Raw genomic sequence first — 26778 nt, forward strand, 5'->3', positions numbered from 1 at the left:
GGGAAACACCTAAACACTCTGCTTATTAATGCCTGTAATTGGCAAGACACTCGCCCTTAACCCATCAATGCATCTTTGATTAACACACTTAACCGTTTATGTATTGGCTGAAATTTAATGTGATGGGTATGAGAAAGTGTTTTGATTGCACACTGAGTTACACCACAAAGCGAATATAGAGCCCTGCCGATAATGAGCATAAAAATAGCAAAGGAATATTCACCCACCAGCCAAGACGACTGTGCTTGGCAATATAATAATTGAAGCCTAAGTTAATAAAACTCACGAATGCGCACCACCAAACGATATCGGCTAGTAACACCGTTTGTACGGGATCCCATTCAAACTGAATTTCAACGCCCTTACTTTTAAGATACCCCACAGCGGTATCAGGTCTTGCACCATCAAACAAAATCAATGCATAAACCGCTAATGACCAACCCACGACAGACAAGGTTGTCAGCAAATATTGGAAAAACCTGAGCCTTTTCATCGATACTATCCGTAGTTTTCGCCATCTTTTTGAAACAATAACAAGATCCTGACCAACTTACCTTACTTTCCACTTGAGAAAAGCGTGTATCAAGGTAATATAAACGTCCAAATTTTTATTTAAAACGTTTCGTTGGAGAGCTAAGCAACAATGAGCATTACATCTGTCGCTTCTGTATTTAAAGGTGACTTTGCGATTGGTTCGCAAATCACAGTACGTGGCTGGGTTAGATCCCGCCGCGATTCTAAAGCTGGGATCTCATTCCTCGCTATTTATGACGGTTCATGTTTCGACCCTATTCAGGGCGTAGTACCGAATAATTTAGAGAATTACGACAACGAAGTGTTAAAGCTTACTGCGGGTTGTTCTGTCATTATGACCGGTGAAGTTGTTGAATCACCGGGTAAGGGCCAAGCCTTCGAAATGCAAGTGACCCACGTTGAGGTTGCTGGCTGGGTAGAAGATCCAGACACTTATCCGATGGCAGCTAAACGCCACTCTATTGAACATCTACGTGAGCTAGCGCATTTACGTCCGCGTACCAATATCATTGGTGCCGTGGCACGTGTGCGTAACTGTTTATCGCAAGCGATTCACCGTTTTTATCACGAACAAGGTTATATTTGGGTTTCTACTCCCTTAATTACCGCCTCTGACGCTGAAGGTGCTGGTGAGATGTTCCGAGTTTCAACTTTGGATCTCGAAAACCTACCCCGTGACGATAAAGGCGCCGTTGATTACAGCGAAGACTTTTTCGGTAAAGAATCTTTCTTAACCGTATCGGGTCAGTTGAACGCAGAGACATACGCGTGCGCGCTATCTAAGGTTTATACCTTTGGTCCTACATTCCGTGCTGAAAATTCAAATACCAGTCGTCACCTTGCTGAATTTTGGATGGTTGAGCCTGAAGTTGCTTTTGCCGATCTAGACGATGTCGCAAAACTTGCTGAAGATATGTTGAAGTACTGCTTTAGAGCGGTACTAGCAGAGCGCAGAGATGATCTTGAGTTCTTTGCACAACGTGTTGAAAAAACCGCTATCGAGCGTTTAGAAGCATTCGTCACCAGTGACTTTGCTCAAATTGATTACACCGATGCTATCGAAATTCTTAAAGCGTCTGGTAAGAAGTTTGAGTACGACGTTGAATGGGGAATCGATCTGCATTCAGAGCATGAACGCTATCTAGCCGAAGAACACTTCAAAGCCCCTGTTGTTGTTAAAAACTACCCTAAAGATATCAAAGCATTCTATATGCGTTTGAACGACGATGGTAAAACAGTGGCAGCGATGGATGTATTAGCACCTGGTATTGGTGAGATCATCGGTGGCGCTCAACGTGAAGAGCGTTTAGACGTTCTTGATGCACGTCTTGCAGGGATGGAACTAAGCCAAGAAGATTATTGGTGGTATCGTGACCTACGTCGTTATGGCACTGTGCCACACGCAGGTTTCGGATTAGGTTTTGAACGCCTAGTCTCTTATGTTACTGGCGTGGCTAACATCCGTGACGTGATCCCATTCCCAAGAGCACCTAAATCAGCTAGCTTCTAACGATTAGTATTAACTAATTCTTAATGTAGATTTAAATTGCTTAACTAAAAAAGCCTCTAACTAAATTAGAGGCTTTTTTGTATCTGTCGCCAAGTCAATTAAGTCATCACACTGACACACTACCTAACTTCTTTATCTCATTGATATATAGGCGTCTAGGCTGTATTAACTTTAATTCTAACGTTTATACTAATACTCGCCCGCTTTGCGTGTCATCGACTGCAGGCCATCAATCTCTTTGTGGATATATAAACTTAATCAGGCCAAAGCAGCCCCTACATACTCAGCCAAAACTGAAACAACTTATAATCACCAACGGTGACAATCTCACCTTGGATATCATTGTGCATTAGCGCCACAAGGTACATCGCAAGTAAAGGACCGAGCACCAGTGCAATCCATTTAGATTACAGTACCATTCCACAAACAAACGCCAAAAATATTATTTCAGCCGTAATAGCTCCCTTCAATATGACGGTATTACTGTAACACTGCATTAACGCCATTAAGATCAGAACCGCTAAGCTCAGCCTCAAAACAAGATAAATCAGACGTTTATCACCATTGGTTTAATTAACAATCACTTAACTAAAGAATGATAACAAAAGGTGATGCGAGTCACACTTATTTTACAGCGTAGACAAATTGTCCTTTACCCCAATAAATAAATGATCTAGCTCAAGGGAGTAAACCTTACATTTTACCTAGCCCGCCAAACCCTTATAAAGCTTGACGCACATCAATATTAGGGGGCTTTTTGAGGCATAGACTGTCTTCGTAGAGCAAATTCCTTACCCATAATAATAGGTATAACCATGGATACACACGAAGCCCTTTATCAGCAAGGTGTGACGCGAATGGAGCAGCTGCGCCAATTACAACCTCGTCACGGTGAAACGCTCCAAGAAAAGATGTTGCAAAATGGCATTAGCCGCCGTGATTTTATGAAATGGACCGCATCTGTTGCTGCCATGCTGGCCCTTCCCTTGCCGTTTAGCACCTTGGTTGCTGAAGCTGCAGAACTGGCAAACCGCGTGCCGCTGATCTGGTTACATTTGGCTGAATGCACAGGTTGTTCAGAATCCCTTATTCGCACCGATACCCCTAATCTTGATGCGCTAATTTTTGACCATGTTTCTCTTGAGTACCATGAAACATTGATGGCCGCCGCTGGTTGGCAGGCTGAAGAGAACCTAGAGCACGCATTAGAAGCCTATAAAGGCAACTATTTACTTGCTGTTGAAGGTGCTGTACCCACCGCGAATAACGGTGCTTACCTTACTGTTGGTTGTAAAGGCCATACTGGACTGCATATTGTCAAAGAGGCAGCAGCAGGCGCTGCAGCAATAATATCTGTGGGTACATGTGCAGCATTTGGTGGCGTACAAGCTGCATCACCAAACCCAACCGGCGCTAAAGGCGTTTATGAGGTAGTTGATAAGCCTGTTATCAACCTCGGCGGCTGTCCCCCAAGTGAGAAAAACATTGTCGGCACGCTGATGTATTTCATTATGTTCGGCAAACTTCCTGCGTTAGATATGTTTAACCGTCCTAAATGGGCTTATGGCGCGCGTGTACATGACAACTGCGAACGACGTGGGCGTTTCGATGCCGGTGAATTCGTAGAAGAGTTTGGCGATCAAGGGGCCAAAGACGGTTACTGCTTATATAAAGTCGGCTGTAAAGGTCCCTACACCTACAACAACTGCCCAACTGAGCGATTTAACCACCATACCAGCTGGCCAGTATTAGCAGGCCATGGATGTATGGGCTGCTCAGAGCCCAATTTTTGGGATGAGATGGCTGACTTTGAAAAACCATTGGGTAGACAGTTACTACACGGCTTAGACGCCACGACAGATACGATAGGTGCCGTCATATTAGGCGCCACAGCTGTCGGTATTGGTGCACATGCCGTCGCCAGTGTCTTTGCCAAATCTGAAGAGGAAGAATCATGAGTAAACGTGTAGTAATCGATCCTATCACTCGAATTGAAGGTCACTTGCGGATTGAGGTTGAGGTTGATGAGAATAATGTTATTCAAAAAGCATGGTCATCTTCTACGCTTTGGCGCGGTATCGAAGTGATTCTAAAAGGTCGCACGCCAATGGACGTTGGCTTAATCGTACAGCGTATTTGTGGTGTGTGTACCTATTCCCACTACCGCTGTGGTACAGAAGCCGTAGAGAATGCGTTAGGCGTGAAAATTCCGTTAAATGCTAAATATCTACGTAGCTTGATGCAGGCTTCACTTTATATGCATGATCACATTGTGCATTTCTACCATCTTCACGGTTTGGACTGGGTTGATGTCGTATCAGCTTTAAGTGCAGATCCAGCTTTAGCCGCTCAAGTTGCGCTCAAATACACTGATAAGCCAATTAATGCCGGTGAAGGTGACTTAAGAGCAGTGCAAGAACGAGTAAAAGGCTTAGTAGAGACCGGTAAGCTGGGCCCATTCGCTAACGCATATTGGGGCAACGGTACTTACAAGTTTACCCCTGAGCAAAATCTTATTGCGCTATCTCATTACCTCAAAGCACTTGAAGTACAGCGTGTTGCGGCAGAGATGCTAGCCATATTTGGTGGTAAATCTCCCCATCCACAGTCCATTGTTGTTGGTGGCGTAACGTCAGTTCGTGACATGTTAAGCCCGGCACGTCTACAAGAGTGGAAACAAAAACACGCCATCGTAAATGATTTTATTATTCGCGCATATAAAGCAGACATAGTGATGGCAGCAGAAGCGTTTGGTAGTGAGCCAAGCGTACTCGGTGGCGTCAACGTAAAGAACTTCTTAGCCACAGATGACTTCTTATTGGGTGACGGGCAGTACATGTTCAACCAAGGCGTGATCATGAACGGTGATCTAGCAGGAGTGAGCGATTTAAACCCTGATTTAATCAAAGAAGATGTTACCCATGCCTGGTACAAAGCCGATGGACCACAGCACCCTTACGATGGCACTACCGTACCAGATTACACCGGTTTTGTAGAAAGAGACACGGTTTACGGCAAGCTGCCTACCGTTAATGGTGATGGTAAATACAGCTGGGTTAAATCACCTCGTTACCAAGGTGAGCCAGTTGAAGTTGGCCCACTCGCCTGCTTGTTGGTGAACTATGCTCGCGGCAATCAAGTGGTGGTTGACGCTGTAAATGGATTACTCAGCGAAACGGGTCTGCCGATTGAGGCGCTATTTACCACCCTAGGCCGCACTGCTGGTCGTATGCTGCAGACGGTGATTGTTGCTGAAGAAAGCCTGAAAACCTTTGATGCTTTACTCACTAACATGCAGTCCGATGAGTCTACTTATACTAAGCCTGAAATTGATCCGAATAAAGAATACGTCGGTCACTCTATGATTGAAGCGCCACGCGGCATGCTAAGTCATTGGATCCGAATAAAGGGAGGCAAAGTTGAGAATTATCAAGCTGTGGTGCCAACCACATGGAATGCTGGACCTGTGGATGTGAACGGTAACATGGGACCTTATGAGGCATCTTTGATTGGGTTAAAACTTGAAGACCCAACCAAGCCATTAGAGGTCATCCGTATTATCCACTCATTGGACCCTTGTATGGCTTGTGCAGTGCACGTTATGGATTTCAAGGGTACTGATTTAGGTGCGTTTAAAGTCAATCCCAACGGGTTTTAGTAAAGGGGGTAAGCATGAAAATTCAATCAGCACCCTACCAAAGACAACTTGTTTTTGGTGCGGCGATAAGGATATTTCATTGGTTAAGAGCATTAGCCATTCTGATCCTTATCATTACAGGATTCTACATTTCCTGGCCATTTTTGGTCGCACCAGAAAGTTCGGATGTGTTGGTACAAGGCTATATTCGCGCCGCCCACCAAGTTTTTGGTTTCCTTCTGGTTTCCATTACATTGGTGAGAGCCTATCTGTTCTTTTTTGGTAAAAGTGATAACGAAAGACGTTCATTTAAAGATGTATTAAGCCCTAAAAGTTGGATCACCCAGCTAAAGTCTTACCTTTGGATGGGACATTTAGACAAAGCCGGAGTCTACGGGCCACTGCAATTTGTGACTTACCTTGCAATTTCATTAGTTGCCTTGCTGATCTGCGTTACGGGCCTAGTGTTATATGCCAATGTATATCATCAAGGACTGGGAGGAATGCTTGGTGGAGTGGCTAGTTGGATCACCATGATGATGGGGGGATTAGCACCGGTCAGAATATGGCACCATTACTTTACTTGGGTCTTTATTATTTTTGTCGTTATCCACGTCTATATGGCTGTTTGGACTGGGATCCGCTTTAAGCACAATTCAGTGGACTCTATTGTCTCTGGTTATGATTATCATAAAAAGAAATAAAAGGAAAACATGAAGATATTGCTACTTGGTATTGGCAATGTCCTGTACGCCGATGAAGGTATCGGCGTACATTTCGTCAATTATATCCAAGAAAATTACCTTTTCCACCATCCAGAACATCAACTTGATCTCATTGATGGTGGCACTCTCGCTCAGGGACTTATTCCCACGTTATGCCAATATGACTATTTACTGGTGGTTGATACCGTTAACGCCAATGGCGTCGAACCCGGAGAGGTTTATTTCTTCGACTTCGATAACGCTCCCGCTGAAATTGATTGGCAAGGCAGTGCTCACGAAGTTGAGATGCTGCAAACCTTGATTATGATGGAAATGGTCGGCGACAGGCCAAAAACCTTTGTTCTTGGTGTGACTCCCACCGTGCTTGAACCTATGACTCTCGGCTTAACGCCGCAAATTCAAGCCGCGGTGCCTTTAATGGAGCGCACCTTAATGAATCACCTTGAACAATTGGGCTTTTCACACACCCGACGGGCAAACATCGATATCAACGCTCTTATCCCAGACTCATACAAACGGGGCCTAATATCAGATGAAGAATATTAGATTTGAATTTGACTGTCAGCGCGAGGTGCCCTTTTATGGCCACCTCTGCAATCAATACTTATTAAACGACCAATACGATGTCACGATCGGGCAAACGGGCAACCGCTATTTTATTGAAGCTAAAGGTGAACAATCAGAATTAGAACAACTTGCTGATGCCATAGCAGAAGATTTTTTGATCTCATCATGGCTGATAAAGCCCAATATCTCGCTTATTGAAGCTCCCATAGGTAATCATAAACTGTTGCAGCATACACCACTGTTACAAGAGTACTGCCAGCACTGTCAGCCACAATTTGGTGATAATCAAGCCGGGTATTTTGGCCAACTGGACTATGTTTGTCCTTGTTGCCAAGCAGAAAAGCGCGTTAACGAACAACATAAGGCTATCGATCTAAAGGCAGTCAAGGTGCTGGTTGATAACCTTGAAACTAAAGGCTATGTTGATCTGCCAGTCGTTGATGGCAAACAGATAGTACAGCTTAGCTATAAGCCCAATAATGCAATCGGGAACAGTGAGCGGCAAAAACTAGTGATCTGCAACCCTAACAACCTCAATGCACACTTTGTGGTCACAGAGCAGCAAGTTCTCGCATTATCAAGCATTGAAAAACCACTGATTTGTAGCAGAGCAATTGATAACCACCCTAGGCTAACAGACCCGCTTTACTCTCTTTGTTTCGCTAATTCGAGATTATTATTAGTTATTTGCGAACTGTTACGTCAGCGTGGTGTGGATTGGATCTATATTAGTCGCACCGATAACCCACAGCTCGCTTTAGTTAACGCGCTATGGGTTCCTCTTAAAGAAACAGGCCATAAAACTTATCACTCAGATAAGACCCCACTACATGATGATGTACATCTTGGACAATATGACGTGCACTGGGTGAAAGATCATATTGAAGTGAGTACGCTAACTTCTCCGCAGTCTACAGATATAGAGCTCGCATCGATTCAAGAACTGCATGAAGCAGCAACTTGTGCACTACATGCAGCCAATCTGGGGGTGAAAAAGGCAAAAAACTGCGCTGTACTCTACTTAAGCGATACCAATAAAAGTCGTATTGTAACCATGGATTCTAAACAAAAATTAGAACTGTTTTTTGAGTTTCCAACGTTACCTGATAATGGCTATGACATCGTCCATCAAATCGATTCGTCACCGCAAAAGAACTTGTTTGATAAATTTAAACAGCAACACCCAGAAGACTATTTAGCATTACTCGAGTTAAAACTGACGGCACCGACAAACAATATTCAGTCTTTGTGGGCGATAGCGGCCGTTTTACTCGGCGCCGCCACAACAAATGAAAATATAACGTTAAACAAAGTCCAGCTAAGTGATTTCGTTATCGCCAGTGCTATGCGACACAAAGGCAGCAATGCACCAAGAGTCGACTTTCCTCTCACACGAGGCGAAGCATTTCGCAGTCTAAACTGGTGCAAAACACTGGGCAGCATTATCAGTTTTAGGTTGGCAGAAGATGGCAATATTGAAAAGCTCGCGTTTGGCATGCACGATTCGCTCGCCGATTTCATCTGTAACTGGATTGAGCATTTAGATCAAAACATCTGTATTAAATCGGTCGCATTAGCAGGCAGTTCTTTTAATAATGAGTTGTTGGGAAAAAGGATCTCATTGCGCTTAGGTAAAAACTTTACCCTTAACCCCAATCAACAGATGGATTTAGAGGGTGTAAATATCGCAGTAGGATCACTGTTTTTAAAACAGCGTAGACATTAATGACCCAGTCTATTAAACGGGTACTTATTAAGATCACCGGCATCGTACAGGGTGTCGGGTTTCGGCCTTTCGTCTACCGATTAGCCCATGAACTAAAATTGACTGGCAGTGTCCTTAATAATAGTGAAGGCGTTACGATTGAGGCTCAGGCCAGTGAAGATGTGATCGATCAATTTAAAACATTACTCATCCAATCGCCACCGCCACTCGCCCGAATCGATAATATCTCAATGACTGTTCTACCGCCTGTTGAAGTTACAGAGCCATTTTGTATTATCCATAGCAAGCATACGACTAATGCCGTCGTTGCAGTATCGCCGGATAAATGTAGCTGTGATGATTGTATTGCCGATATTACAAATCCAAAGAGTCGCTATTTTAGATACCCGTTCACCAACTGCACTAATTGTGGGCCAAGATATTCGATTATCAATACCTTACCTTACGATCGTAAAAATACCTCTATGGCACATTTTGACATGTGCTCAGCCTGCGAAAGCGAGTACCAAAATCCGTTAAACAGACGTTATCATGCACAGCCTGTAAGTTGCCCAGATTGCGGTCCCCTACTGACCTTTAAAAAACCAGACTTAAGCCATCACAACGGCCACAAAGATGCTCTAGAGCAAACCGTTGCAGCGCTTAAAGCGGGAAATATCGTTGCCATAAAGGGATTAGGCGGATTTCATCTAGTTTGTGATGCAAGCAATCAACACAGCCTAGAGGCGTTACGAGCGCGTAAGCACAGACCAGCCAAACCATTAGCGATAATGGTTAAAGATATTTGGGTTGCTAAGCAGCTTGTTGAAGGAAATGAAACCGAGTGGCTCACTTTAGCAAGTAATGAACGGCCTATTGTTGTAATGAGAAAAAAGCTCCAGCCAACCTTAACGATAAGTAAGTTGGTGGCCCCTGATATCGATAGGCTGGGAGTATTTTTGCCCTATACTCCTTTGCATCACTTATTGCTGCAACAAGTCGACTTACCGCTAGTGATGACGAGTGCCAATCTATCCGGCGAACCTATCATTACCGATAGCGCAGATATAGCGTTTAAGCTTGGCCACGTTGTTGATTACATCTTGGACCACAACCGTCCCATTTTAAACGGCTGCGATGACAGTGTCGTACAGGTGATAAACCATAGATTACAAGTTATTAGACTCGCTCGTGGCTATGCCCCACTATCAATTTACAGTCCTAAGCGGATAACCTCACCCACATTGGGTTTAGGTGCACAGCAAAAGAATACCGTTTGCTTTGGCTTTGAGCATAATGTTTTCTTAAGTCCACATATTGGCGATCTTGTCTCTATAGAGGCTGAAAGCTATTTTCATGACACGCTAGAGACATTCTCAAGACTATATCGTTTTAAAGCTGAGCGGCTAGTACATGATCTTCATCCTGACTATTTTACTAGCCGCTGGGGCGAATCATTAACAGGCATAAAAAGAACTGCAGTCCAGCACCATTATGCTCACGTATTAAGTGTGCTTGCTGAAAACAAATCAACACAACAAGTCTTAGCGTTTGCTTTTGATGGAACTGGACTCGGTACCGATAACACCCTCTGGGGTGGCGAAGCATTGATCGCCGATGCGCACTGTTATCACCGCATTGCTTATCTAAAACCCTTCAAATTAATTGGTGGTGAACAAGCCATTAAACAACCCGTTAGGTTGCTTTTGTCTATATTGCTTGAAAAATATTCACTGCAACAGATAAATCACTTTGCAATACCTGCTATAGGAAAATTATCCACTATTACCTTGTCCAATTTAAATAAGGTATGGCAAACAACACCCGCAGCTAAAAGCACAAGCTCCATCGGTCGTTTGTTCGACGTCGTTGCAGTGTTACTGAACCTTATTGATAAAACGCAATACGAAGGGCAAGCCGGAATACTGCTCGAAACCGCCGCAAACCAAGCCGTTTGCATACAATCAATCAAAAGTATTGATATTACTCATGCAGCATCTCTGGCAAGTAATAAAGCGGTCGATAGTGACTCAGAAAGCATTATTTTTGACATGACATTATCAACTGACAATCAATGGGACTCAACTGCGCTTATCAAACAAATCCTTGATGCAGTGATAAGCCAACCGTTAACTCAGGCAAGAACAGCCTTAATTGCGAAAGCATTTATGGACACTCTTGCGAAAGCCATCTGTGACGTTGCGAAACACTATCCTCAGTACCCCATAGTGTTAACTGGCGGGGTGTTTCAAAATCGCTACCTTTCTGAGCACTGTGAAAAATCACTTCAAATACAAGGTAATAAGCTAATACCAAGTGGTCGGGTACCTATTAATGATGCAGGCATAGCCTTAGGCCAAGCTTGGTACGCTATCCATAACACCCTCTAACAAACATGAGCAGTATCACCTTTCGATGCCGCTAAAACTGATTTACATCAATGCTACGCCATTAAAGATGGCCGACAATGAGATATAACTAATAATACGGAGTTACCTATGTGCCAAGACTGTGGCTGTTCAATTACCCGTCATGATCACTCTTTAAACCCGAGCCATTCTCATTCAAAAAAAGATCAAAACATAGCGACTAACCCGCAGTTAAATGACAAAAAAACCTTGTCTTTGATCCATAAGATTCTAGATAAAAACGACATAGAAGCACAACATAACCGCGAACACTTTGAAGCCAAGTCAGTGACTGCGTTTAATATCATGAGTAGCCCAGGCAGTGGTAAAACAACAGTGCTTGAACATTTACACCTGCACATGGATTTGAAATATGCTGTTATTGAAGGCGATCTTGAAACATCGAGAGATGCCGATAGATTAACAGCAAAAGGGATCGAAGCCTTCCAGATCCAAACCGGCTCAGCATGCCATTTAGATGCCTTTATGGTTCATAGTGCATTGCACCATATTGATCTGGAGCCACTCGATATCTGCTTTATCGAAAACGTAGGTAACTTAGTCTGCCCTGCTAGCTATGATGTTGGCACACATAAAAACATTGTGTTGTTATCGGTGCCAGAAGGCGATGATAAAATCGAAAAGTACCCGGTAATGTTCCGTCGTGCAGATGTAGTTTTAATCACCAAGTGTGACTTACTACCCCATTTTGATTTCAGTATTGAAGAATCAAAAGCCCAACTTAAAAAGCTTAACCCCAATGTTGAGCTTATTGAGGTTTCGATTAAAGACACTCAATCACTACGCAACGTTGCCGACTGGATAGCGAAGCATATGGGAGGTAACGCCTAATGTGTTTATCAATCCCATCGCAGGTCGTTGAATTACATGCAGGGCAAGAATCTGTCACTGTCGATACCATGGGCGTTAAACGTAAAGTCAGTAGCCATTTGATGAGTGAACCACTGGCGCTGGGTGACTATGTCCTTATTCACATTGGTTTTGTCATGAATAAGATAGATAAGGCTGACGCACTCGAAAGCCTCGCGTTATATCAAGAGATCGTAGAGAAACTAGAGCAAGAGGAGAACGTATCATAATGCTCTCTTTAAACGAGCTCTACCAAGGATTTAGAGATCCGGAGGTGATTAAGTCGCTGGCAAAACAAATAGCCATCACGGCGGCAAAATATCCGGGCCAAATTAATATTATGGAAGTGTGTGGCGGACATACCCACACCATAATGAAATACGGTTTAAATCAATTGTTGCCAGACAATATTGAATTTATTCATGGACCTGGTTGCCCCGTATGTATTATGCCAAAAGAGCGTATTGACCATGCTGCGGCGTTAGCAAGCTTACCCGATACTATTCTTATTACACTCGGTGACATGATCCGAGTGCCCGGTTCCAACGGCAACCTTGCTCAGTTCAGAGCCAGCGGCTGCGATATTCGACCCATTTACGATCCACTAGACTGTCTTACTATAGCCACTGACAATCCGGAGAAAACAGTCATTTTCTTTGCTATTGGATTCGAAACCTCAACCCCAATGACGGCAGTGCTGTTAGAGCAAGCAGAAAAACGTCATATTTCCAACCTGCTTTTTCATATCAACCATGTACTGGTCCCACCGGCGATCGATGCTGTCATGGCAGACCCAAATGTTAAAGTTAACGCCTTTATCGGCCCTGCGCATGTCAGTGTGATCAGTGGCGCCAAGGTATATCGCTCAGCAGTTAAAACCTATAATACCCCATTGGTTATATCCGGTTTTGAGCCCGTTGATGTAATGGAATCGATCTTAATGATTGCTAAGCAAAAGGTTAAAGCCATTGCATTGCTCGAAAACCAATATAGCCGTGCAGTGTCAGAACAAGGTAATCTAACCGCTCAAGCACTGATCAACAAATACATGATCATTAGACCCAGTTTTCGATGGCGCGGACTTGGTCCCATTGCTGATTCAGCTCTAATGCTCCGCGATGAATATCGTCACCGAGATGCTGAACAGGTATATAAAGAGCAACTACCAAATATTGAAATAGACGATCATAAAGCTTGCCAGTGTGGTGATATTTTACGTGGTTTATCAAAACCCAAAGATTGCAAAGTTTTTGGCCGTGGTTGCACCCCGGAAACACCTTTGGGCAGTTGTATGGTCAGCTCTGAAGGTGCTTGTAATGCACATTTTCGTTATAACGGAGTTACTGAATGAGTCATTTAAAAGCCAATAAAACCGTTCAGCTAAGTCATGGCGGTGGCGGTAAAGAGATGAACCGTCTGATTAAAGATATATTTTTCAAAGCCTTTGACAACCCTATCCTTAGAAGTGAAGAAGATGCAGCTCGACTGCATTTTAGTGGATATACGGCTTTTACAACTGACTCCTTTACCGTTGCCCCCCTTTTTTTTGCGGGTGGAGATATAGGCAAACTTGCCATTGCAGGAACCGTTAACGATTTAGCAATGATGGGGGCTGAACCACAATTTTTAAGCAGCAGTTTTATCATCGAAGAGGGCTTTGCCATTGATGATCTTAAGGTCATTGTAACCAGCATGGCGAACGAGCTTAAACGTTCAGGTGCCCGTATTGTTTGTGGAGATACTAAGGTGGTACCGAGAGGCTGTGCAGATGGCCTTTTTATCAATACCTCAGGTGTTGGCCGAATTATTAATAATGAAATCTCGGTTAAAAATCTACAAGACGGAGATGCCATTATCGTCTCCAGAGATATAGGTCGTCATGGCGCCGCTATTTTAATGGCTCGCGAAGGCCTTGCACTCGAATCAGATCTCACCAGCGATTGCGCTAGCCTTTGGCCAATTGTGGAGCAGCTAATTGCCGCCAATATAGAGATCCATGCCATGAGAGATGCCACGCGTGGTGGTTTATCCGCAGTGCTAAATGAGTGGGCATCTGCGTCAGATGTTGGTATAGAGGTGAACGAATCAGCGATACCAGTGAGCAGTGAGGTGTCTGGCTTATGTGAGTTATACGGTTTTGAGCCTTTTGATTTAGCCAATGAAGGCACCTTTATTCTCGCAGTACCTCAAACCTCTGTCGCGGCAACACTAGAAGTAATGAAGACTTTCTGCCATTGCGAACAAGCCGCGCTTATTGGCCATGTAAATCAAATAAAACCGGGTAAAGTGATATTGAATACTCCATGGGGTAGTCGCCGATTTTTAGACGTCCCCCAGGGCGAACTTCTACCGAGGATCTGTTAGTGCACGAATATTCTATAGTCACAGCACTGATCGAAGAGTGTGAAAAGTTTGCGCAGCAAAATGATGCTAATAAGGTGACTCGGGTCAGTATTAAACTGGGGATCTTAAGTGGTGTAGAACCCAGCCTGCTAAAAACTGCTTTTGAAACGTTTAAGTTGGAAGGTATATGCGCAGAAGCGACCCTCGAAATGAATATACAGCCACTCGTCATAAGCTGTTTATCGTGTAACAACGAATCGATACATGACCAAAGAAACATCGTTTGTAGCCATTGTCAAAGTACCCATACTGAAGTTTTAGACGGTGAAGATATGATGTTAATGCAACTAGAGTTAGAGCAGGTTTAGTCATTGATTGAATGATTTAAATTTAAACGAAGTGCACATTAATAATGGGTCATTGGCATAACAACCAATAACCCCTTAACAAATAAGTTGGATTGATATTTTGACTAATTAGTAGCGTGACTAAACTCATCTGATAGTTCAGCTCTCGCTCTTTTTAAGTTTTTCTGTGCTTGTTCGAAATAGCTTGGTGAAGTATCGATAGCTCTTTCAAATAACTCTATCGCTTTATCGTAGTTGCCTTCTAACATTAAAAAATAGCCGAGATCATTTAGTGCATCTGCTGGTTCCATTGCTTGTTCAAATGTCGCTAGCGCTCGCTTATACAAGCCCTTTCGAACATAAACTAATCCTAAATTGGTCCAAGCACGGTCCAAATTTTGATCCTCTTGAATTGCTTGTCGTAAATATTTTTCAGCCGTTGTGAGATCCCCCGTTAAGTAATAAGAATATCCCAAGTTTGATATCAAGATGGCTGAATGTGGCTGAAGCTCTATTAAAAGCCTGAAATATTCTCGTGCTTTATCATGATCATCTTGTACATCATCAAGGATGGCAATCGCATTATAAACTCGAGCTGGTGATTCACGATCTGGAACATACAATGTCCCAATTAGACGACTGGTCTTGATTGACGCTAACCTTTTTTGATCTAACTCTATCGCTTTTTCTAAATGGATTCTCGCCTCTCTATATTGACGTTTATCCATGCTAACGACCCCAAGATCTGCATGTACCATCACCAAATTAGGGTCAAGTACAAGGGCTTCATTATAAGCTCTAAAAGCGATATCAGGATTTCCCCGCATCGTATGGATCCGGCCTATATGATAAAAGGTGTTAGCATTTTTGGCATTAAAATCTAAAGCCTGAATATACGCATAAAGTGCTTTTTCCAAATTACCAGCTTGCTCCTCCTTCCTAGCTTTACTCAATGCTTCCTCTTCCGTTTTTGGAGCTTCAAAATCAGAGGTTATAGATGATAAGGCTCCGGCATCAAGTAGATCTTGTCTGTCAGGTGCTTTGATTGCTAACGGTTCTTCTGGAGTGGTTGAAGAACAGCCACAAAATAGTATAAGAAATAACATCGCTAAAACAGAGTTGCGTGAAATTCTAAAAGTAGGTTTAACAGTCAGCATTTTGGATCCCTTTTGGTCTCTGATTGTAGCCATTAATTATTTAAAAAGCCTGACCCCATACTTTCATCACTTTTAACACCGCAGGTCCTACAGCCACAATAAAAAATGAAGGCCAAATACAACACATCATTGGAAAGATCATCTTTACCGCTAACTTTGCAGCTTGCTCTTCAGCAGCTTGCAAGCGCTTATCACGATACTCATCTGAAAATACTCTGAGCGTCTCCGCTATACCAGTACCTAGGCGCATACTTTGTGAAATAGCAGAGTTAAGGCCTTTAATATCTTCAAGGCCCGTTCTATCGGTAAACTCTTGAAGAGCAACTTTAATAGTCAGTCCGGCTCTAGTTTTACTGCAAACAAGCTCTAATTCACTCGCTAATTTTGGATGGCTAAATGCAAGTTCTCTGGCCACCCTTTGCATTGCAGCCATCAAGCCTAGACCCGCTTCACAACAAACAACAAGTAGATCTAATGCATCTGGAAAACCAACCCGTAATTGACGCATACGACGATTAGCCAACGATTGTAAGACCGTTGATGGGGTTATAAAAGCACCACCTAGACATAAGCAAAATATATATATAGTCCATATCCCAGAAATATTCGGAAAAATATTGAGTAAAGCAATAGCAATAATAGTGCCTAATAGAATTAACAATAAACGAGAAGCATTGAACACTGCTAATGCATTCTGAGAATGAAACCCTGCATGTATGAGTAGTCGCTTTGTTTGGTAGTTGGACAAATTAAAAAAAGGCTTTTTCGCCATTTCACCGATACCATGCTCAAGTGTCCCTGTTACATCTTCTGTTTTAATGGGTGTATTATCATTTAATAATTTTAGCCTCTTTCTAATTGGTGAATAAACACCACTGATCAAATACGAGATTGAGATAGCGAGCGTCACTCCAGCAATTGCAGCTACAGTGTAAATAGCCCATTCGACATGTTGGGGATCTTCAAAAAACTGACCAAATAAACCAATGAGGAAGTCCATATTACATATCTATCCTTATTAATTTGCTTATCCATATACCACCGATAAACATCCCGATAGCGCCCCAAATAAGTAATTTATGTCCTTCTTCAGTACCAGTTAACTCTCCGACATACCCAGGGGTCTGGATATAAATAACAGCAAATAGAGCAAAAGGAAGTAACATAAGGATCCATGCTGATAACCGTCCTTCTGCAGATAAAGTTCTCACTCGACGCCTAAAGGTAAATCTCAGCCTAATAACTCGAGCTAAGTTCTTAATATTTTCAGCTAAATTTCCGCCAGTTTCTTTTTGCACCATCACAGCACTTGCAAATGCCATTGCGGATACACTTGGTACTCGCTCAATAAACGCCAAAATGGCTCTTTTCGTGTCCTTACTGTAATTAATATTGGCGAACATTAGACTAAACTCTTTCGAAAGTGGCCCTTCCATCTCCTCTGTAACAAGTTTTACCGCATCAGAAAATGAATAACCGGCCTGCAAAGCCCTTCGCAATACATCTAAAGCATCAGGAAAGCTCTCTTCAATTTTGTCCATTCGCTTTGATGTATCACGGTTGAGCTTGAAGTTAAATAAATAGAGAATCATTGCGAACGCTAACAAAGCCGCTAATGGCTCAGCCAAATAGACCCAAGCTGCAATACCTGCAATCGAAGCACTAATAAAGGCTAAGATTATAAATTGATGACCCATCATTTTATAATCAGCAAGCTCCAACCGATAGCTTATGCTTTCTATGAACTCAATACTTTCTAACCATCGGCCAACAGTACCAAGCTTTCCAAGTCGGCTCTTGCGAAGTAAAGACGTTTCGTAAGTAATATCTCCTGACTGTTCTGATAATTTTTTTAAACGTTTACGAATTAATGCAGTATTGGCTCGCTGTGGGCTATAAACAGGTAGAAACAAGGCCTGCGAGAGAAAAATTACAGCAACAAAAATAAGGCCGAGAAATATGAGTTGATTGGAAAACATTTAAGACCGCCTTTAAAATTCTGCAAATGGATCGCCACAATTGAATAAATTATAAGGCAACTCAATTCCGTGTAGTTTCAGCTTGGTGTGGAAGCCTGGAATGACCCCTGTTGCTTCAAACTCGCCTTTGATTTGCCCATCTTCGTCCAGCCCTTGTCTAGAAAATCTAAAGATTTCCGACATCGTAATAATGTCGCCTTCCATGCCGTTAATCTCTTGAATGCTTGTTATTCTCCTTCTACCATCCTCCTGACGCTCAAGCTGTACTACTAAGTCTATCGCTGAAGCTACCTGAGTGCGGATGTTACTCACTGGCATATCGAACCCTGCCATACAAACCATATACTCTAATCGCCCCAGGGCGTCACGAGGACTGTTTGCATGCAGAGTTGTTAAGGAGCCTTCATGGCCTGTATTCATCGCGGTCAACATATCCAAAGCTTCACCACCACGAACCTCACCAATCACAATTCTATCGGGTCTCATTCTTAAACAGTTCTTAACTAAGTCACGCTGTGAAACTTCCCCTTTACCCTCAATATTCTGTGGACGAGTCTCTAACCTTACCGTATGAGGCTGCTGTAGTTGTAATTCGGCTGAATCCTCAATGGTGACAATACGTTCATCGCTTGGAATAAAACCAGATAACATATTCAGTAAAGTAGTTTTACCACTGCCGGTACCACCTGAAACTAGGATGTTTAGTTTTCCTTTAACCGCACCTTTAAGGAGTTCAATCATCGACTCAGTAACCGAACCAATATCAATAAGCTGTTTCGCATTAAGCTTATCGACTGCGAATCGTCTAATCGACAATGATGGTCCATCTAAAGCAAGCGGTGGGATAATGGCGTTCACACGCGATCCATCAGCTAATCGAGCATCTACCATAGGTGAAGATTCATCGATACGTCTCCCTACGCTGGAAACAATCCTATCGATGATATTAAGTAGGTGTACATTACTATGAAACTTTATATTTACAGGTTCAAGCTTACCTCTACGTTCTATGTAAACTCGATCAAACGAGTTAACTAAAATATCCGAAATAGAGGGGTCAGCCAATAGTGTCTCCAAGGGACCTAGCCCTAACACCTCATCAATAATAAGCTTTATCAAACGTTTTCTGGTGGCTAAATTAATTGGTATATGAAATTCATTAAGTAATTGGCTACTAATCTCACTAATCTGCTCTCGAGCTTGATCCTTAGATATCGTCTCAATTAATGATAAGTCCATAACACTCAATAGCTTATCGTATAATTGAACTTTAATATCCTGTTCTTCCTGAGTTAATGGCTGGAAGTCATTAATCCCTTGGGTCTCTTTATTTATTTCCATATCATGTCCCCAATAGTCTTTTCCAAAAACCAGCCTTCTTAGAAGGCTTACTATTAACTTCAGGCATGAAATTATTTGCAATAAGCTTCATGTCTAAAAACATTTGCTGTTTCTTAGCAATTTCAGTAATAGGCTTCCCTAACTCCACACATTCACTAGATAACTTATAATCATTAATAATAGTGAAAACGGATGTAACACCAATCGCTTCTTTTATATCAGAGAGCTTAATATTAGAGTTTTTGTCGTATCGATTGACAATAATACTAATTCTTTCGTGTGCAACTCCCATATTTGATGTCAACTGGAGGATCAAATCCTTTGTTTGACGTAGATGCATAATATTTTGCTGAGTAACAACCAAAATATTAGCATCATTAAGCATATCGCCATTCCAATATTCAGGACCACGAGAAAAATCCAATACCACTTGGTTATAGAAGTGCCTACACTTCCAGATCAATTCTTTGTTCCGGCTTAAATCTAAGTCATTATTGGTGTTTAATAGTTCAAATGGTTTTGACGCCAATAAATTCAAATTCCCCTTAATCACCATGGTGCTTTTCAATGCGACTTCATCTAATTCTTCTAATGAGCCTAAAACATCACAAAGTGAATACTTTGGCTCAAATCCAAACATGTGCGCCAACGTACCGTGATGGAGATCGGTATCGATTAATGCAACACTGCCTTGTGCTCTTTGAGACACAACGTCAGCCAAACTGGCTGCGATAAAGCTTGCTCCCGAACCAGCCTTACCATTAATAACGGCTATCACGGGTGCCAAATCAGCTTGTTCAATTAATTTTAAAGACACCTTTTCCAGCGAAGAAAACAACTCTTCTTTACTCGCACCAAAAGGGATGAAATCACTCACTTTATATTGAAAGGCTAATCGAAGGATCTTCTGTGGAGTATCCAGACCAAGTATTATAATGTCAGTATTAAAGTTTGAAGCATAAGTTAAGGCTTTAACCGCTTCGGATTCATCATTTGGTAGAACTAATAATATTAGATTAAACTCAACTTGTTCCTTACCAATAAAAGCCTCTAGATATGAGGTTTCACACCATTTAAAGTTATCATATTTAGCGAAATGGTGAGTCATCCACTCCAAAGGCTCATTTCCATTACTCGCAACTATCGCTTGCACTGGAAATGGTAAAGACATATGCAAGCTTGACTCTGGGTTTTGGCTATTATCTGGAACATATAACTCTAGCGGCTTATCCATTTCGCTCCCTATCCCATAAGTTTAATACCACTACATTCACTATAGTCATAAATCCCTAATTCATTTAAATATTTACCGATTAATTTAAGAAAAGTTAGCTACAGTCGGATGTACCGCCTTTAAAAACGCCTAAGCTTTCTCTTGGTAAAGTTGCTGAAAAAGTGGGGGAATTAAGTGTACGTGATAGGCCTGGAATCAGAAATTGGTGTTTATAACCTGTAATTTCAGCTCTAACTAGCCGAATGAGACCGTGATCACTGACTAAATCTTCTATAAGGGTGCCATCCAATTTTAGATAACTAATCGTTAGATTATCATTGGACAAGTTAGGGACTAAGTCAGCACCATTAAAAAGCGCTTGGGAACGAATATCAGTACTCAGCTGGCAAACTACAGCTATTCTCGCAGCACGTCGCGCAGCTTCATGTAAAACACTATAGGTATACAACAACCGACCTACTTCTATAGCAGAAAACAGCACTAAGAAAAATACACTCGCGACAATAGAAAACTCAATAGCATAAACTCCTTTAATATGCTTCATATTGCCCTCACTGCATAGGTTGAATTCATGCTAAAGCTCAGGTCTATGCCCTCCCCCGAGCCAAATCCAGACATTTTATCGAAGAAAATAGGCGTCCAATCATAATCGACTGAAATAACCATAATACCGCTATCAATGGGAAATTCTGAAATTGAAATATCAGTGATACTAATACCAGATAATTGTGTGGTTGCTCCGGAACTGGCACCATATATAAGTATATTTGTAGTTTCGGAGATACAGCCATTACAATATGCGTCGATTAAATCTGAGGGTACACCGTTCCCGGTAGTGATTATGGTTTGGGACAAATGACGGCCAGCATCGCGTATCATTCTTGTTAACTGACTGTATTGATAAAGCGCTCGTCCTAGTTCGGCTGTAAAAAATATTAATACCAAAAACAAAGGCAGAATAATCGTAAATTCGATTGCCGCTATTCCCCTTTGTTTTTTATACAATAATTGGTTCTTCATTGTGTTTCACCTAAGAGTCTGGACTGTCAGGGTCCCAATACAGGACAATCGTTGAGCTATCACCTACATAATCGGGATCTAAAGAAGCTTGGCCTGAATTTGAACAGGTCTTTAAAAACTCACCTACAATATATGAATCCTGACCGGTCTTACCCACCTTTTGCGTTAAGAAGAAGCAAGCTGTACCTAAAATGCTAACATCGTAAGTTCCGCCTGCATCCGGATCGCAAATTCCCACAATAACTTCGAGTTCCCTACGTAACGCTATAGCGTTTTCATCATCCGTCGTTGCGCAAGCTACTGGAGTCTCAGAATGATTGGCGGCGTCGTAATCAGTCCATCGATACGCACCCGCTATTGAGGTAGGATCGATAGCGGTTTGCATAACGGGTTTGCCCTTGTCATCAAACATCAGGTTTCCGCCATCATCGACAGCTTGAACTTCTTCGATAGTTACCGGTGTGCCCTCACATATATTAAAATCGCGCGGATTGTCTTCATTATTTGTTCCTGCCTGGCCCCAATCCGCAAACCGAGTATTCATTCCTTGAGCGGCTGGCCCAACTTTGTTTCCTGGTAGGGTTGTAGCCACAGTGCCTTTACTGACACATTGGTCTGGAGAATAATTGCCAGAAAAAGCGTCTCTTAAATCACTCCCGCCACTATCGCCATCTAGGCTAATCAACTGAAAGTTACCCGAGCCATTTGTACTTGGCTGATTAGCCCCTCGTTTCATCAAGTGCAACCCATCCGCTAATCCGTAATTGGTTTCAGCTGTTGAGCCGACTTTGCCACAAACCAGGAGTGGTAATACTTTGTTTACACAAGCGAGGTCTTGGCTACGTCCAGCGACAGCAGAGGCTCTTATTACTTTGTTAAAATCAAGAATGTCGGCAAGAAAGTTTGATAAAGAAACATCTTCAACTTTAACCCGAACATACCTAGTGCCTTCAGTAAGAACAGGGTTGAAAGGGTCTGGTAACTCAGAAAATTCGATTTTTAAACGGGGGGTTACCTGCGTGCTATTATAATCAGGACTCGACAAAGACACCGAGCTGTTCAGTTCACCATTTTCGTTAAACGATAAATTCTGCAGCAAGATTGAGTAGGCAGCTTGCCTTGCTTCAAACAATGTCGCCCCCTCTTGTAACTCTTTTGCTGCATTCAACGCCGCAGCATCGACTGCATTTTGTAAACGGCCTTTACTTAGTAGCATATGGCCACCATCCAGCGCTAAGGCCGACATAGCAACAATTGCAAAAATACCAAGGGTAAACATCACCAAAATCGCACCGGACTGTCGATGTAATGAAGTTCCACCTTTGTTTGTGTATCCACTATTTAATAACATCATGGCCTTTCACCTCTGACCTAATTACTGCTTGAACCCGAGCCGGAGCTACCTGAACTACTTGCTTTGGTCGACCCCATATTCTTAGATGATTGCGGTTTAACGCTACTATCTCGGTATGCTTGCATGACCTTTTCACCATAAGTGCCATCAAGACTAAGTATAGTTCCATCATTACGTTCTGGGGCTTCAACATCGAGTATTTGAACTTGTTTTATTTGATAGTAACTTTCACCCATTGGAAAATCATTAATTTGGGTACAGCCATTAAGGGAAAATACTGTAAGACAGCTCACCAACGAGATACACCATTTTTCTCTAATTCTTAATAAATTCATTATGCTATCTCCATAACTCTAAATTACCGCTCTATCTCTATTGACTTAAAGTGAATGACCATACTTCTGTTGAGTTCCTGTATCGTCAATATTAGTATCGGATCTGGCAGGCTCATAAGGTGTTTCACCGTCATTTTCAGACTTTTCTTTATGAGATAGCTTTCCTAATAGGTAGAATTCAACATCAGATGGCAACACAAATCCGTCAGTAGGTAGAGAAATATCTTTGCGATTAAAGGGACGAACAAGCCTAGGCGTCACTAGGATCACCAATTCACTTTGCCCATTCTGAAAGCTCTTGCTGGTGAATAGTTGTCCTAAAACAGGGATGTCTCCTATCCCTGGCAATTTATCTATATTTTCTCTTAGAGTGTCGCTGATTAACCCGCTTATCGCGATAGTTTGTCCATCTGCGAGTTCCACTGTTGTCGCCGTACTTCGTTTTACTAAAGACGGGACAATCAATGATGTGGACGTATTACCCGATATTGAAAAGCCATTTGCAGTACTAATTTCACTTACAACAACATTTAAATTTAAGTTAATTTGTCCTGAATCGAGCACTGTTGGCACAAATTTAACCCCAACACCGTAATCTCGATACTCAATGGTTGTGTTACCGTTCTCACCTGGCACCGGAATAGGGAATTCCCCACCAGAAAGGAACTCTGCAGATTGACCGCTCATGGCAGTAACATTGGGTTCTGCTAACACTTTTGCCAACCCATTTTGTTTCGCGACGTCTAGCGCAAAATTCATCAATAGATCACCATTAACGTATTGTGCAAACAAACCTTTTCCATCTACACCACCAATGCTTCCAGGATTAAAACCACCACCGCCGCCGATAACACCTCCAGAAAGATTATCACCTTGATTAAAAATAAAGAATTTGGAATCAAATTGACGCGCTACATTGCGCTGCACTTCCGCAACCACGACTTCCAACATGACTTGGTGGTCTCCCCCAATGGTCATCATATTTAAAACCCTGCTTGGTGCAGTACCGCCGGCAGCGGCTTCAGCGTATCCTTGGGCGAGCTCAACAGCTGTATTCATTTTTTGTAGGTTAGATGCTTGGCCACTGAGAAGTAACTGTCCTTGAGATGTTTGAACGCCCAATTTTTCAGATGGAAGGAACTGGTGTAATCGTGTCTTTAACCCATTTAAATCATGAGTAACTTCAATATCCATAATGCTGGACAGTACTTCATTTTTGTCCCAAATCATTATATTAGTACTACCCAACTGCTTGCCTAATATATAAAGTTCATTATTTGGTAAGAGTTTAATATCTGCAATACTAGGGTTTCCTACTGATACGCGATGTACAGGTTGATTTAACATCAATACCTTAGACTTGAAAATTGGAATCTGTTTAATATCATTTCTAACACCTGCAGTAGGACCTCCAGCTTGTGCAACTGACGTAATTAACATAGCTAACAAACAGACGATTGAACAATGACGAAAAAATGACATGTTACTCTCCTTAAAACACGATACTTAACGCTTGTGTCATTAACTGTTAATTATTGACTTTAATCTCTTGCTCTTTCATTCCTTTAAGCAAAATTACTTTTTGTTTACTTCTATTAGAGACGCTAGCCACTTGCTTAATTTCAACTGGTTGAGCACTTTCAGTGTTAACTTCTGCAGTTTCGTCTATGGTTGCTAATTCAATGACAGCCGTATCATTTGGGTTTCGCAGTGCTAGCTGTAATGAACCTCTACTCTTAGCAATCATCAGCACTTCTGCTTGCTCTAAGCTTAACTCCAGTGTTACAGCTCGGACCACAACGGGTTTATTTTCATCATTTGAAGCTCTTTGATCAATCGCGAGAATCTTTACATTAGAAAGTACAACGTCAGTTTTCAAACCATTTGATTTAAAAATATTAATAATATCGACTCTATTTCCAGGAAGTAGAAAACCTGCGACACCAACTACATCGTTCACCCTAATAGTTACCGCCCGCATTGTGGGTGTGATTAAACTGGCTAAAGTACTCCCTTCCCCTTTAACCGTTAACCTTTCTTTCCTCAACACTTCTCCAGCATATAACCGTTGTTTAACGACTTTACCTTCAGCATCTTTAATATCCTGTATTGCTCCCTTAGGAATAAATGCTTCTGGTACCGATGTTAATGCTAGGTGCTTACGCTCTAATATCGCGCCTAAAGGCACTTGAACTGCCATTGTAATGACATTGCCTGTTTTTCCTGAAACCTCAATTTGACTGTTACTTTTAAGCCAGTTTTGAGCGAGATAAACAGCAGTAACGCCAAACACGAGTGATAAAATGACAAATAAGAGAGTTTTGTTATTCATTTGTCGCTCCTAAAAGATAAAATTAAATTTGAATTTGAATGTTATACATTTAGACAAAATAAATGGACCATGCCGAATCTACCAATGAAGGCGTTATGACGGGCTCAAATTCCATAAAGCTAATTTGATCTGACATAATCCCTAACAAATCTCTCGGATAACAAGGGATAAGGGGCTTTTCATATCGCTTATGAAGTTCATTTAAAAGGTATTGAAATACATCTTCCGTACAGCTCAGGTTCAAATCTGCACAGACCTGAAACCAAATTTTTCTATATAACTTTTCATCTAGTGCATCAAAATGAATTTTGTATCCAAGTCGTCTAAGAAAAGCTTCATCAACCAACTCTTTCGGATTAAGGTTAGTTGAGAAAAGTAAAATAAGCTCAAAAGGAATTTCAAAGTGCTCACCAGACTGTAAACTTAAGAAATCTCTACGTTCTTCCATAGGGATAATCCAGCGATTAAAGAGCTGTTTCGCACTAATTTTCTGCCTACCAAGATCGTCTAGCAATAAAATACCATTGTTGGCCTTTAGCTGGAGTGGCGCCATATACGTACGACTATGACTATCAAACTGAACCTCCAACATCTCAGAAGTTAACTCACCTCCGGTTATTCTCAGTGGTCGTTTACACCTCAGCCATCTTGGATCATGTCCTTTAGCCAAATGTAGACTACTAACATGTCCTTCGTTATTCACTTGATGATGAAGTTCTGGATCAAACACCTGTATAATTTCATTACCAATTGCTAAAGCATATGGGATAAGGACATTGTCACCTATCGCCAAATTTAAGTGGCGGCATAAATAACTCTTACCAGTACCAGGAGGTCCATAGATAAGTACAGGTCTACTTGAGTTCATAGCAGGCCCAATTTTAAAAAGGAGATCTTTTGGCAATACCAACGAAGACAAGCTTTTTTCTAACATTTCAAAAGTAATTGGATTAGCCCTGCTAGATTGTTTTCTGCAAACATCTCCATATTGTTTCAAAGGAACTGGTGCGAGTCCCAGATAGCCATTTCTAGATAAAGCCTGCTTCGCATGGAGTTCTCCTCCTGCACTAAGCGAATAACGCATCTGTCCATCATTTGTCGTTTGCCTATTTTCAACCCAAGCGAGTGCCTTTGCTGAGTCGAGTAAATGCTGGATAATTCCGCCAGTAACACCAATTAAACTCACCATTTGTTCTTTTGTAAGCACACCGCCTGCTAAAAAATGCTTCAAAAGCAAATCTAGCAATAATGACTCAGAAAGACCGGTATCCTCTAGTGTTGTAGGCCTTGGTGCCAATCTAGTGGCGGCGTCCGTTAATTCTGAAGCATCAGTATTAACCAAATTAGGGTATCTTTGTTCTTTAAGTTCCATGACTGAAA

25 protein-coding genes are annotated in these 26778 nt (G+C 42.0%); 12 read left to right on the plus strand and 13 right to left on the minus strand.

Annotation, left to right across the window (positions count from 1 at the left end; translation table 11 throughout):
• Nucleotides 1-157: 157 nt before the first annotated feature.
• On the minus strand, nucleotides 158-493 hold the full coding sequence (locus CXF83_RS13210; RefSeq protein WP_101089099.1) for a hypothetical protein: 336 nt from the start codon (nucleotides 491-493) through the stop codon (nucleotides 158-160).
• A gap of 150 nt (nucleotides 494-643) precedes the next feature.
• Between CXF83_RS13210 and asnS the strand changes: the two genes are divergently transcribed.
• From asnS to hypA, 12 genes are all read left to right on the plus strand, one after another.
• Entirely contained in the window at nucleotides 644-2044 is a 1401-nt protein-coding gene (gene asnS, locus CXF83_RS13215; protein ID WP_101089098.1) for an asparagine--tRNA ligase, read from the plus strand.
• An 815-nt stretch (nucleotides 2045-2859) separates the two neighbouring features.
• On the plus strand, nucleotides 2860-4002 hold the full coding sequence (hyaA, locus tag CXF83_RS13220; RefSeq protein ID WP_101089097.1) for a nickel-dependent hydrogenase small subunit: 1143 nt from the start codon (nucleotides 2860-2862) through the stop codon (nucleotides 4000-4002).
• Complete coding sequence (hyaB, locus tag CXF83_RS13225) at nucleotides 3999-5702, plus strand: nickel-dependent hydrogenase large subunit (RefSeq protein ID WP_101089096.1); 1704 nt, start codon at nucleotides 3999-4001, stop codon at nucleotides 5700-5702. Before hyaA ends, hyaB begins: the two co-directional genes overlap by 4 nt.
• Nucleotides 5703-5716: 14 nt before the next feature.
• Nucleotides 5717-6385 (plus strand): Ni/Fe-hydrogenase, b-type cytochrome subunit, encoded by a 669-nt coding sequence (gene cybH, locus CXF83_RS13230; RefSeq protein WP_101089095.1) that lies wholly within the window; start codon nucleotides 5717-5719, stop codon nucleotides 6383-6385.
• A 9-nt stretch (nucleotides 6386-6394) separates the two neighbouring features.
• Nucleotides 6395-6952, plus strand: a complete 558-nt coding sequence (locus tag CXF83_RS13235) for a HyaD/HybD family hydrogenase maturation endopeptidase (protein WP_101089094.1) — start codon at nucleotides 6395-6397, stop codon at nucleotides 6950-6952.
• Nucleotides 6939-8699 carry a Kae1-like domain-containing protein gene (locus tag CXF83_RS13240; RefSeq protein ID WP_101089093.1) on the plus strand — a complete coding sequence of 587 codons (1761 nt, stop codon included), beginning with the start codon at nucleotides 6939-6941 and terminating at the stop codon, nucleotides 8697-8699. The genes CXF83_RS13235 and CXF83_RS13240 overlap by 14 nt, the downstream gene beginning before the upstream one ends.
• A complete protein-coding gene (gene hypF / locus CXF83_RS13245) occupies nucleotides 8699-11068 on the plus strand; it encodes a carbamoyltransferase HypF (protein WP_101089092.1) in 2370 nt (789 codons plus the stop codon). The genes CXF83_RS13240 and hypF overlap by 1 nt, the downstream gene beginning before the upstream one ends.
• Before the next feature lie 108 nt (nucleotides 11069-11176).
• Nucleotides 11177-11938 (plus strand): hydrogenase nickel incorporation protein HypB, encoded by a 762-nt coding sequence (gene hypB / locus CXF83_RS13250; RefSeq protein ID WP_101089091.1) that lies wholly within the window; start codon nucleotides 11177-11179, stop codon nucleotides 11936-11938.
• Nucleotides 11938-12186 carry a HypC/HybG/HupF family hydrogenase formation chaperone gene (locus CXF83_RS13255; protein WP_101089090.1) on the plus strand — a complete coding sequence of 83 codons (249 nt, stop codon included), beginning with the start codon at nucleotides 11938-11940 and terminating at the stop codon, nucleotides 12184-12186. The genes hypB and CXF83_RS13255 overlap by 1 nt, the downstream gene beginning before the upstream one ends.
• Nucleotides 12186-13307, plus strand: a complete 1122-nt coding sequence (gene hypD / locus CXF83_RS13260; RefSeq protein ID WP_101089089.1) for a hydrogenase formation protein HypD — start codon at nucleotides 12186-12188, stop codon at nucleotides 13305-13307. The genes CXF83_RS13255 and hypD overlap by 1 nt, the downstream gene beginning before the upstream one ends.
• Nucleotides 13304-14320: a hydrogenase expression/formation protein HypE gene (gene hypE, locus CXF83_RS13265; protein ID WP_101089088.1), complete on the plus strand. Its 1017-nt coding sequence runs from the start codon at nucleotides 13304-13306 to the stop codon at nucleotides 14318-14320. The genes hypD and hypE overlap by 4 nt, the downstream gene beginning before the upstream one ends.
• Nucleotides 14320-14667: a hydrogenase maturation nickel metallochaperone HypA gene (gene hypA / locus CXF83_RS13270; RefSeq protein WP_101089087.1), complete on the plus strand. Its 348-nt coding sequence runs from the start codon at nucleotides 14320-14322 to the stop codon at nucleotides 14665-14667. Before hypE ends, hypA begins: the two co-directional genes overlap by 1 nt.
• Before the next feature lie 104 nt (nucleotides 14668-14771).
• Here the strand turns inward: hypA and CXF83_RS13275 are convergent, their stop codons facing one another.
• The 12 genes from CXF83_RS13275 to CXF83_RS13330 form a co-directional block, all read right to left on the minus strand.
• Nucleotides 14772-15803: a tetratricopeptide repeat protein gene (locus tag CXF83_RS13275; RefSeq protein ID WP_101089086.1), complete on the minus strand. Its 1032-nt coding sequence runs from the start codon at nucleotides 15801-15803 to the stop codon at nucleotides 14772-14774.
• 40 nt (nucleotides 15804-15843) lie between these two features.
• Nucleotides 15844-16803, minus strand: a complete 960-nt coding sequence (locus CXF83_RS13280; protein WP_101089085.1) for a type II secretion system F family protein — start codon at nucleotides 16801-16803, stop codon at nucleotides 15844-15846.
• 1 nt (nucleotide 16804) lies between these two features.
• On the minus strand, nucleotides 16805-17782 hold the full coding sequence (locus CXF83_RS13285) for a type II secretion system F family protein (protein ID WP_101089084.1): 978 nt from the start codon (nucleotides 17780-17782) through the stop codon (nucleotides 16805-16807).
• Nucleotides 17783-17794: 12 nt separating this feature from the next.
• Nucleotides 17795-19123, minus strand: a complete 1329-nt coding sequence (locus CXF83_RS13290; RefSeq protein ID WP_101089083.1) for a CpaF family protein — start codon at nucleotides 19121-19123, stop codon at nucleotides 17795-17797.
• 1 nt (nucleotide 19124) lies between these two features.
• On the minus strand, nucleotides 19125-20357 hold the full coding sequence (locus CXF83_RS13295; protein WP_101089082.1) for an AAA family ATPase: 1233 nt from the start codon (nucleotides 20355-20357) through the stop codon (nucleotides 19125-19127).
• A gap of 94 nt (nucleotides 20358-20451) precedes the next feature.
• A complete protein-coding gene (locus CXF83_RS13300; protein WP_101089081.1) occupies nucleotides 20452-20901 on the minus strand; it encodes a TadE/TadG family type IV pilus assembly protein in 450 nt (149 codons plus the stop codon).
• Nucleotides 20898-21377, minus strand: a complete 480-nt coding sequence (locus CXF83_RS13305) for a TadE/TadG family type IV pilus assembly protein (RefSeq protein WP_101089080.1) — start codon at nucleotides 21375-21377, stop codon at nucleotides 20898-20900. The genes CXF83_RS13300 and CXF83_RS13305 overlap by 4 nt, the downstream gene beginning before the upstream one ends.
• 10 nt (nucleotides 21378-21387) lie before the next feature.
• Nucleotides 21388-22731, minus strand: coding sequence for a pilus assembly protein TadG-related protein (locus CXF83_RS13310; RefSeq protein WP_232775104.1), 1344 nt, complete (start codon nucleotides 22729-22731; stop codon nucleotides 21388-21390).
• 17 nt (nucleotides 22732-22748) lie between these two features.
• Complete coding sequence (locus tag CXF83_RS13315) at nucleotides 22749-23066, minus strand: hypothetical protein (RefSeq protein ID WP_232775105.1); 318 nt, start codon at nucleotides 23064-23066, stop codon at nucleotides 22749-22751.
• 45 nt (nucleotides 23067-23111) lie between these two features.
• The gene (locus CXF83_RS13320) at nucleotides 23112-24548 is read right to left on the minus strand and encodes a type II and III secretion system protein family protein (RefSeq protein ID WP_101089078.1); all 1437 of its coding nucleotides are present in this window, start codon (nucleotides 24546-24548) and stop codon (nucleotides 23112-23114) included.
• Between the two features lie 46 nt (nucleotides 24549-24594).
• A complete protein-coding gene (cpaB, locus tag CXF83_RS13325; protein WP_101089077.1) occupies nucleotides 24595-25398 on the minus strand; it encodes a Flp pilus assembly protein CpaB in 804 nt (267 codons plus the stop codon).
• Between the two features lie 49 nt (nucleotides 25399-25447).
• A complete protein-coding gene (locus tag CXF83_RS13330) occupies nucleotides 25448-26770 on the minus strand; it encodes an AAA family ATPase (protein ID WP_101089076.1) in 1323 nt (440 codons plus the stop codon).
• Nucleotides 26771-26778 lie beyond the last annotated feature (8 nt).

The sequence above is a fragment of the Shewanella sp. Choline-02u-19 genome, assembly GCF_002836205.1.
Taxonomy (GTDB): Bacteria; Pseudomonadota; Gammaproteobacteria; order Enterobacterales; family Shewanellaceae; genus Shewanella.